Origin of the sequence: Massilia sp. TWP1-3-3, from assembly GCF_049897805.1 — a bacterium.
In the GTDB taxonomy this organism is placed as follows: Bacteria; Pseudomonadota; Gammaproteobacteria; order Burkholderiales; family Burkholderiaceae_D; genus Telluria_A.
Map to the genome: position 1 here is coordinate 1 of NZ_JAFCWX010000061.1, position 8,836 is coordinate 8,836.

At 58.5% G+C, this 8,836-nt stretch carries 8 protein-coding genes and 2 tRNA genes; 4 read left to right on the top strand and 6 right to left on the bottom strand.

Annotated elements, in window-relative coordinates; genetic code table 11:
* Positions 1–198 precede the first annotated feature (198 nt).
* The gene (locus ACP7D4_RS27090; protein WP_426212452.1) at positions 199–405 is read left to right on the top strand and encodes a hypothetical protein; all 207 of its coding nucleotides are present in this window, start codon (positions 199–201) and stop codon (positions 403–405) included.
* A gap of 351 nt (positions 406–756) precedes the next feature.
* On the opposite strand, the gene ACP7D4_RS27095 is transcribed toward ACP7D4_RS27090, so the two are convergent.
* The 4 genes from ACP7D4_RS27095 to ACP7D4_RS27110 all read right to left on the bottom strand — a co-directional run bounded on the left by ACP7D4_RS27095 (position 757) and on the right by ACP7D4_RS27110 (position 3,935).
* Positions 757–832: transfer RNA gene (locus tag ACP7D4_RS27095), tRNA-His, on the bottom strand.
* 82 nt (positions 833–914) lie between these two features.
* Positions 915–1,778 carry a glutamate racemase gene (gene murI, locus ACP7D4_RS27100; protein ID WP_426212454.1) on the bottom strand — a complete coding sequence of 288 codons (864 nt, stop codon included), beginning with the start codon at positions 1,776–1,778 and terminating at the stop codon, positions 915–917.
* Between the two features lie 3 nt (positions 1,779–1,781).
* Positions 1,782–3,311, bottom strand: coding sequence for a fumarate hydratase (locus ACP7D4_RS27105; RefSeq protein ID WP_426212456.1), 1,530 nt, complete (start codon positions 3,309–3,311; stop codon positions 1,782–1,784).
* 9 nt (positions 3,312–3,320) lie between these two features.
* On the bottom strand, positions 3,321–3,935 hold the full coding sequence (locus ACP7D4_RS27110; protein ID WP_426212458.1) for a TIGR00645 family protein: 615 nt from the start codon (positions 3,933–3,935) through the stop codon (positions 3,321–3,323).
* 280 nt (positions 3,936–4,215) lie between these two features.
* On the opposite strand from ACP7D4_RS27110, the gene acs reads away from it, so the two are divergent.
* The 3 genes from acs to ACP7D4_RS27125 all read left to right on the top strand — a co-directional run bounded on the left by acs (position 4,216) and on the right by ACP7D4_RS27125 (position 7,773).
* Positions 4,216–6,213 (top strand): acetate--CoA ligase, encoded by a 1,998-nt coding sequence (gene acs, locus ACP7D4_RS27115; protein WP_426212460.1) that lies wholly within the window; start codon positions 4,216–4,218, stop codon positions 6,211–6,213.
* 128 nt (positions 6,214–6,341) lie between these two features.
* Positions 6,342–7,607 carry an MFS transporter gene (locus ACP7D4_RS27120; RefSeq protein WP_426212462.1) on the top strand — a complete coding sequence of 422 codons (1,266 nt, stop codon included), beginning with the start codon at positions 6,342–6,344 and terminating at the stop codon, positions 7,605–7,607.
* 75 nt (positions 7,608–7,682) lie between these two features.
* Positions 7,683–7,773 (top strand) — tRNA-Ser (locus tag ACP7D4_RS27125).
* Positions 7,774–7,956: 183 nt separating this feature from the next.
* Here ACP7D4_RS27125 and ACP7D4_RS27130 read toward each other — a convergent pair.
* Both ACP7D4_RS27130 and ACP7D4_RS27135 read right to left on the bottom strand, forming a co-directional pair.
* A complete protein-coding gene (locus ACP7D4_RS27130) occupies positions 7,957–8,238 on the bottom strand; it encodes a hypothetical protein (protein WP_426212464.1) in 282 nt (93 codons plus the stop codon).
* Between the two features lie 91 nt (positions 8,239–8,329).
* Positions 8,330–8,836 (bottom strand): transposase (locus tag ACP7D4_RS27135; RefSeq protein WP_426212466.1); only part of this gene is annotated, 507 nt, incomplete at its 5' end.

The window sequence follows — 8,836 nt, forward strand, 5'->3', positions numbered from 1 at the left end:
CTCCGGCGAAATCGGCGCGAACGCTGTGAGCGGGAATGGATGCAAAACGGAGCTGCTCTGAGGTAGAATTCATGTCGGGCAAGGTGGCGTTCGTGTCGATAACTGTGTTTCCAGATAACTCACATTTTATCAATCACTTACGGCATTCTTGCCCTTTTTTATGCAAAATTCAGGCTAGCGGGTCACGACCTGTATGACATGACGCAGCTCTGGGCACTGGCGGTATTCAAAAATCCGGCCATGGTCGATGGCTTCATCTACATGTCGCGCCATCTCAATTCGGGGAAGGCAGTGCTCTTGTTCGACCGCGCAAAGCCAAAAATCAGCGTCAAGAGACCGGTCAAGCTGAACAAGGCTAGCGGTTTCGGCGCATCTGCCACACGCTTCAATATCGTCGCTGCTTGAAAGACCGTAAATTCTCCATCCGGCCGCGGCACCGCCATGGGCTGGCGTTCGCCCAACTGGTAGCTGTGCGACAGAGCCGCCCCGAAGTGGGATGGCGGTGTCGTGTTGGAAGCGCATTGAAGAACCCGAAGCGGCTACGGCCGTGCGGCCGAAGCACTAGTGCTTCGGCGCCCGCGATCCGGACGGCTCCAACGAAAAGGGGAACTGAAAGCAACTATCCCAGTGCGCAAACTCCCAGTTAAAAAGCAATCGTTGCACCAATGATGTTCCGAAAAAAGCATTTCATCTTCCGAAAAAACAAAAATGGCTACAGGCCGAAGCGTGTAACCATTTAGTTTCCTACAAATTTTTTGGGGTGGCTGATGGGGCTCGAACCCACGACAACAGGAATCACAATCCTGGACTCTACCAACTGAGCTACAGCCACCACTGATTTACTATTTTGTCCGTATGCTTCCCAGACAGCTAGCGATTATACAAACTTTGTCGGCAACTGGCAAATCAAAATGCTAGTGCGCGTCCGGAATTGCCAAATCTTTTTCGATTCGCAGCTCTTTTACCACGGGAACCAGTCCAAGCAAGCTTGAAAACGCCGCCGACAGCGCAGTTCCGCTTGCCGTCGTGAATGCCTTGAGCGTGGCCGGCGTGCCGCTTTCCGGGCGCAGGCACGCGTTTGAAGCGAGCAGGCGAGCCAGCTGGCGCGCTACGGCGTCGCCCGTATCGATCAGCACCACATCGTGCCGGCCGGCTTTGGCCAAGATGCTTTCGATGCTGGCGCGCACAAAAGGGTAGTGGGTGCAGCCCAGGACGACCGTGTCGACGCCCTTGGCAAGCAGCGGAAGTAGATAGCCTTCGAGCATGACGCGCGTGGCGCCGGAATCGCATTCGCCAAGCTCGATCTGGTCGACCAGGCCCGGGCAACCCTGCAGCAGAAACTTGGCGCCGCTGGCGTTGCTGACCTGGTCGCGCAGCAGCAGGAATTTTGCGCCGGCCAATGTCACATCGGTGGCCAGCACCGCGACCTGGCCGTTGCGGCTGGCAGCTGCGGCAGGTTTCAAGCCCGGTTCCACGCCCACCAGCGGCAGGTTGGGGTAATGCGCGCGCAACAGCTTGATCGCCGCCACGGTGGCGGTATTGCAAGCCACCACCAGCGCCTTGGCTCCCTGCCCGACCAAGAACTGCGCGATTGCCAGCGAACGCTCGGCGACCACGTGTTCCGGCTTGGCGCCGTAGGGCGCATAGCCGGTGTCGGCCAGGTAGATCAAGTTTTCATGCGGCAGTTGCGCCTGGATATGGCGCAGCACCGACATCCCGCCCACGCCCGAATCGAACACGCCGATCGGGGCGTCAAGCAAAGGCGAGGCGCTCGTCATGGATCAGGCGGCAATGACGGGGATGTTCAGCGCTTCGATCTTGGCCGCCCATTCCTTGGGCCCCGTGTTGTGGACCGAGGTGCCGTTGGCGTCGACCGCCACCGTGACCGGCATGTCGGTCACGTCGAATTCATAGATCGCTTCCATGCCCATGTCGTGAAAGCCGAGCACGGTTGCGCTCTTGATGGCTTTGGATACCAGGTAAGCGGCGCCGCCCACGGCCATCAGGTACGCCGACTTGTGCTGCTTGATCGATTCGATGGCCGCCGGGCCCCGTTCGGCCTTGCCGATCATGGCGATCAGGCCAGTTTGCTCGAGCATCATGTCGGTGAACTTGTCCATGCGGGTAGCGGTCGTCGGGCCGGCCGGGCCGACTGCTTCGTCGCGCACCGGATCGACCGGGCCCACGTAATAAATAACGCGGTTGGTAAAGTCGACCGGCAATGGCTCGCCTTTGGCCAGCATGTCCTGGATGCGCTTGTGGGCGGCGTCGCGGCCGGTCAGCATTTTGCCGTTCAGCAGCAAGGTCTGGCCCGGTTTCCACGAGGCGACTTCTTCGCGGGTCAGCGTGTTCAAGTCCACGCGGCGCGATTTTTCCGTGTCCGGCGTCCAGTGCACGTCGGGCCAGGTGGACAGCGCCGGCGGCTCCATGTAGGCCGGGCCCGAGCCGTCAAGCACAAAATGGCCGTGGCGCGTGGCGGCGCAGTTGGGAATCATCGCTACTGGCTTGGACGCGGCGTGGGTCGGATACATGGCAATCTTGACGTCCAGCACGGTCGTCAGGCCGCCCAAGCCTTGCGCACCGATGCCCAGCGCATTGATGCGGTCGCACAACTCAATGCGCAGCTCTTCGGTCTTGTTTTGCGGGCCGCGCTGCTTCAGTTCGAACATGTCGATGTCGTCCATCAGCACTTCCTTGGCCATCAGCATGGCTTTCTCGGCGGTGCCGCCGATGCCGATGCCCAGCATGCCCGGCGGACACCAGCCGGCGCCCATCAGCGGCACGGTCTTCATGACCCAGTCGATCAGCGAATCGGAAGGATTGAGCATCACGAACTTGGTCTTGTTCTCGGAACCGCCGCCCTTGGCAGCGACCTTGACGTCGACGGTATTGCCTTCAACCAGTTCCATATGGACCACGGCCGGCGTGTTGTCCTTGGTGTTCTTGCGCTCGAATTGCGGGTCGGCCACGATGGAGGCGCGCAGCTTGTTGTCGTCGAAGTTGTACGCGCGGCGCACGCCTTCGTTGACGGCGTCGGTGACGCTGCCTGTAAAGCCTTCAAAGCGCACGCCCATGCCGATTTTCAAGAACACGTTGACGATGCCGGTGTCCTGGCAGATCGGGCGCTTGCCTTCGGCGCACATGCGCGAATTGGTCAGGATCTGCGCGATGGCGTCCTTGGCCGCGGGACTCTGCTCGGCCTCGTAGGCGCGCGCCAGATGCTGAATGTAATCGGCCGGGTGGTAGTAACTGATGAACTGCAGCGCTGCGGCGACGGATTCGATCAGGTCTGCTTGCTTGATGACGGTCATGGCGTTCTCTTAGTGATTGTTTTTGGACTGGTTCTGGGTGCCGATCATGATGCGGTCGGTATAGGCAATCGCCAGGGCCGAGAGCAGGAACACGACGTGAATGGCCGTCTGCGCGATGATCACCTCGCTCTTGTAGGAGCCGGCATTAATAAAAGTCTTGAGCAGGTGGATCGACGAGATGCCGATAATGGCCATCGCCAGCTTGGTCTTGAGCACGGAGGCATTCACGTGCGAAAGCCACTCCGGCTGGTCCGGATGGCCGTCGAGGTGCATGCGCGAGACAAACGTTTCGTAGCCGCCCACGATCACCATGATCAGCAGGTTTGAAATCATGACCACGTCGATCAGGCCCAGTACCACCAGCATGATGGTCGCTTCATTGAGCTTGGTAGGCCGCACGGCGCCCGGCACCGTGACGGCATCGAAAATGTGCTGCAATGCCGCTGCATTGCCCATCGCTGCGCCGATCAAATCCTTGAGTTCTACCCAGAAATGAAATACGTACACGCATTGCGCCAGGATCAGGCCCAAGTAGAGCGGCAACTGCAGCCAGCGGCTCATGAAGATCAGGTTGTTGAGCGGAGTAAGCTTGGGAGGGGTGGTCGGCAAAAGAGGGTCAGACATGAATGAATAGCTCCGGCAGTCAGGCAAAATTGTGATGCATCATTTTAACCGAGCTTTGTTGCACTGCGGCTGAGCCAGCAAAGTTGACCAATCTTTGATCTGGATCAAGCCACAAACTGGAAAGTGAAACATTGGTAAAATCGTCAAGATCTATACTTCTGCCCGCACAGGAGTGATGCTGTACCATCGACAAGAGAGCCCAGGCTTTTCATGCCTGTAAGGCGACAGTAAGCGTTACGCGCTACCTTGTTAATAAAATTATTACACTCAGGAGACAAGCATGGCTAGCACCGACATCAGTCAGGAAAATCACGGTATGCAGGAAAATCGCGTCTTTGCGCCGCCGCCCGCCTTTGTAGCTCAGGCCGCCATATCCGGCATGGACGCTTACAACGCACTGTGCGCGGAAGCCGAAACCGACTACGAAGGCTTCTGGGCCCGCCTGGCGCGCGAAAACCTGGACTGGCACAAACCATTCACGTCGACCCTGAACGAAGCAGACGCGCCGTTCTACAAGTGGTTCGAGGACGGCGAGCTCAACGTGTCGTACAACTGCCTCGACCGCAACCTCAAGAACGGCAACGCCGAACGCACCGCGATCATCTTTGAAGCCGACGACGGCCAGGTCACCCGCGCCACTTACCAGGAACTGTATGACAAGACCTGCAAGTTCGCCAACGGCCTGAAGTCACGCGGCATTAAAAAGGGCGACCGCGTCATCATCTACATGTCGATGTCGATCGAAGGCGTGGCCGCCATGCAAGCGTGCGCGCGCATCGGCGCCACGCACTCGGTGGTGTTTGGCGGCTTTTCCGCCAAGTCGCTGCAGGAGCGCATCATTGACGCCGGCGCCGTCGCCGTCATCACCGCCGACGAACAACTGCGTGGCGGCAAGCACCTGCCCCTGAAAACCATCGTCGACGAAGCGCTGGCGCTGGGCGGCTGCACCACCATCAAGGACGTGATCGTCTACAAGCGCACCGGCGGCGCCATTCCGATCACCGAAGGGCGCGACCTGTGGCTGCACGAGCTGTTGGCAAACCAGCCGGCCGAATGCGAGCCGGAGTGGGTGAGCGCGGAGCATCCGCTGTTCATCCTCTACACATCTGGCTCGACCGGCACGCCCAAAGGCGTGCAACACTCCAGCGGCGGGTATTTGCTGTGGGCGGCGCTGACGATGAAGTGGACGTTCGACATCAAGCCGAGCGACGTGTTCTGGTGCACCGCCGACATTGGCTGGGTGACCGGCCACACCTATATTGCTTACGGCCCGCTGGCCGTGGGCGCAACCCAAATCGTGTTTGAAGGCATTCCCACCTTCCCGAATGCGGGGCGCTTCTGGGAAACCATCGCCAAGCACAAGACGACCGTGTTCTACACCGCGCCGACGGCGATCCGCTCGCTGATCAAGGCGGCTGACGTGAACCCGGACGTGCATCCGAAGAACTACGACTTGTCCAGCCTGCGCCTGCTTGGTTCGGTCGGCGAGCCGATCAATCCGGAAGCATGGATGTGGTACTACAAGAATATCGGCCGCGAAAATTGCCCGATTGTCGACACGTTCTGGCAGACCGAAACGGGCGGCCACATGATTACGCCGCTACCGGGCGCCACGCCCATGGTGCCGGGTTCGTGCACCTTGCCGTTGCCGGGCATTATGACCGCAATTGTCGACGAAGCGGGTGTCGATGTGCCGAACGGGCAGGGCGGTATCCTGGTCGTCAAGCGGCCATGGCCGTCGATGATCCGCACCATCTGGAACAATCCCGAGCGCTTCAAAACCAGTTACTTCCCGGAGGAACTGGGCGGGCGCATGTACCTGGCCGGCGATGGCGCGATCCGCAACAAGGAAACCGGTTACTTCACCATCACCGGGCGCATCGACGACGTGCTCAATGTCTCGGGCCACCGCATGGGGACGATGGAAATCGAATCGGCACTGGTGGCCAATCCGATCGTCGCCGAAGCTGCGGTCGTGGGCAAGCCGGACGACACGACGGGCGAATCGATCTGCGCGTTCGTGGTGCTCAAGCAGGCGCGGCCGACGGGTGAAGAAGCCAAGCGGCTGGCGCTGGAGCTGCGCAACTGGGTGGCCAAGGAGATCGGGCCGATCGCCAAGCCAAAGGAAATTCGCTTTGGCGACAACCTGCCCAAGACGCGTTCCGGCAAGATCATGCGGCGCTTGCTGCGCGTGCTGGCCAAGGGCGAGACGATCACGCAAGATATTTCTACGCTGGAAAATCCTGCCATTTTGGAGCAGCTGAAGGAGGCATCCTAAGCTTCTTTAGAGGTTACGCCCTAGTCCTGTTTTTCACTGCAGGAGCAGGGTGTGGACCGCTTGGGTCGCGCACGCAAAAACGGTTTTCCGCGTAACATTCCGGCATTTGGCAAACCTAGCAATGCTGCATGCTTGCTACGCCACCCGCCTCCACGCCGGCCCTTGAGCCGGCGGTATTTATCCGCTACCAAATATTTGTTGCCGGTCTCCTGGCCTTCCTCCAGTTCGCGGTAATCCTCGACTTCATGGTGATGGCGCCGCTGGGCGCGCTCATCATGCCTGCGCTGGCGATCACGCCGGCCAAATTCGGCATGATCGTTTCCGCATACGCATTTAGCGCCGGAGCGAGCGGGATCCTGGCGGCAGGCTATGCCGACCGCTTCGACCGTAAAAAAATCCTGCTTTCCTTTTATGTTGGCTTTTTGGCCGGCACCTTGTGGTGCGGTCTTGCACAATCGTTTGCGTCCTTGCTGGCTGCGCGCATTGTCACCGGCTTGTTTGGCGGCGTGATCGGCTCGGTCGTGCTGGCCATTGCCACCGACCTGTTTGCCGCCAATTTGCGGGGCCGGGTAATGGGCATCATTCAAACGGCATTTGCGGCCAGCCAGGTGCTTGGCATACCGATTGCCCTGTACTTGTCGAACCACTGGGACTGGCATGCACCGTTTTTCATGATGGTTGCCATCGGCACCTTGGGCGGGCTGGTGGTTGCCTGGCGCCTGAACCCGGTGGATGGCCATCTTTTAGGGAAACAAGATACGAATGCTTTCCGACACTTGATTGCCACGGTAGGCGAGCGGCGGCACTTGCCCGCATTCGCCACCACGGTGCTGCTGGCAACGGGTGGCTTCATGATCATGCCGTTCAGCAGCGTATTCACGGTCAACAATCTTGGCATTGCCGTCCAGGACCTTCCTACCATTTATTTGATCACGGGGCTATGCGCGATTTTCGTTGGGCCTTTGGTTGGGAAGGCCGCAGACAAGTTCGGCAAGCTCCCCGTGTTTTTTGTGGGTAGCGTCATGACGTCGGTGATGGTGCTCACCTACACGCACTTGCGCGCCGTGCCGCTGGCAGTGGTGGTGTGCGTCAATGTCTTGCTGTTCATTGGCATATTTTCGCGGATGATTCCGTATCAGGCGCTGTCTGCGTCGGTTCCCGAGATGCATATGCGCGGCTCGTTCAACGCCATCAGCGCGGCGATCCAGCAATTGTCGGGCGGCCTTGCCGCGGTCGTGGCCGGGCACCTGGTCAGTACGGGTTTGGACGGCAAGCTGCTTGGCTTCGAAAAGGTTGGTTACGTCGTTGTCTGCACGACCTTTATTGCGGCGATGCTGGCACGACAGGTCGACAAGGAGATCAAGCAACGCAAGGTTGCCGAGCTTGCCGGCTGACGTCGGAAAAATCTCGGGTGCCTTGAAGAATCTCTGCTATACTATGCGGCTTCGTGAAGGCGAAGAAGTAATGCAGGAGAGATGGCTGAGTGGTTGAAGGCGCACGCCTGGAAAGCGTGTATAGGCTTATACCCTATCCGGGGTTCGAATCCCCGTCTCTCCGCCAGAAATTTGGTGCTGATGTAAGTGTTTGAAATCAAAGCGTTTTCCTGCCAGTCTTACTTCGATGTTGGAGTAAGAATTTGGAGTACAGGAAGGCGCTTTTTTTACGTCTGAATTTTCGAGTAAGCATTGCCAGTTCATACTCCCTCGTGACCGGCGCGGCGGACCACGAGCACTTGTGCCAAGCCTAGGAATCAGACGACAATTCGGGCAGAGATACGAATAATGTTGTAGCGGTTGGCCTTGCGCTAGCAACTTTGCAAATCGAAGTAGCAGCTTGATGAAGATGCAGCGTCTTACCGTTGGGGCGGTGAGGGGGCAGTACGCTGACGGCATACCGAAGGTAGCTGTCGATTGCCCTTTCAATTTCCTTATCAGATCCAAGCAGACGCAGCAATCCATCGACGGGCATATAACGCTCACGTCTCACTTCGGATACGGCAATTACTGGATTGATGTTAGGGTTCATTTTCGCATGCGGTATTGATTGCTTGATACCCGACTACACTACCATTGCGAGCGGCCGGAGCGTGTCAAACTATTTGAGACCGGTTTCGCAATTAGTTTAGGGAGCTTTTTTCAGTCTGTACGTCTCCCAGGATTGTCGCTTTTGGCATATTGATACCGGCTTCGGTCGGCAGTGCCGGGGGCCGTGGGTTGATGTTCTTGAAGCGATTTGGATGTCGCGAGAAGGCGTTTTGCAGGACCTGATCGCGTTGCTCGTAGATGATCTTTGCCACGTCGTTGTGCACGGCGGCCGGGGTCATGTAGCCGATTCCAGAGTGCCGATGGTCATAGTTATACCAAGCAAAGAACCTCTGGCAGAAGGCACGCGCTTCGTCCAACGAATGGAACCGCTCGGGGAAGCCTGGCCGATACTTCATCGTCTTGAATTGCGCTTCAGAGTACGGGTTATCATCGGACGTATAAGGGCGGCTATGGCTTTTAACGACATCGAGATCGACGAGCAAATCGGCGACCAGCTTGGAGCGCATCGCGGCGCCCCGGTCCGCGTGCAACGTCAGCTGACCAGGTACGATCCCCTCCTTGTCGCAGGTGTGCCCGAT

Excerpts from the sequence above, each read along its gene's own strand:
- murI (WP_426212454.1), bottom strand. The coding sequence starts at position 1,778 with ATGACGAGCGCCTCGCCTTTGCTTGACGCCCCGATCGGCGTGTTCGAT.
- ACP7D4_RS27120 (WP_426212462.1), top strand. The coding sequence starts at position 6,342 with ATGCTTGCTACGCCACCCGCCTCCACGCCGGCCCTTGAGCCGGCGGTA.
- ACP7D4_RS27130 (WP_426212464.1), bottom strand. The coding sequence starts at position 8,238 with ATGAACCCTAACATCAATCCAGTAATTGCCGTATCCGAAGTGAGACGT.
- acs (WP_426212460.1), top strand. The coding sequence starts at position 4,216 with ATGGCTAGCACCGACATCAGTCAGGAAAATCACGGTATGCAGGAAAAT.
- ACP7D4_RS27090 (WP_426212452.1), top strand. The coding sequence starts at position 199 with ATGACGCAGCTCTGGGCACTGGCGGTATTCAAAAATCCGGCCATGGTC.
- ACP7D4_RS27105 (WP_426212456.1), bottom strand. The coding sequence starts at position 3,311 with ATGACCGTCATCAAGCAAGCAGACCTGATCGAATCCGTCGCCGCAGCG.
- ACP7D4_RS27110 (WP_426212458.1), bottom strand. The coding sequence starts at position 3,935 with ATGTCTGACCCTCTTTTGCCGACCACCCCTCCCAAGCTTACTCCGCTC.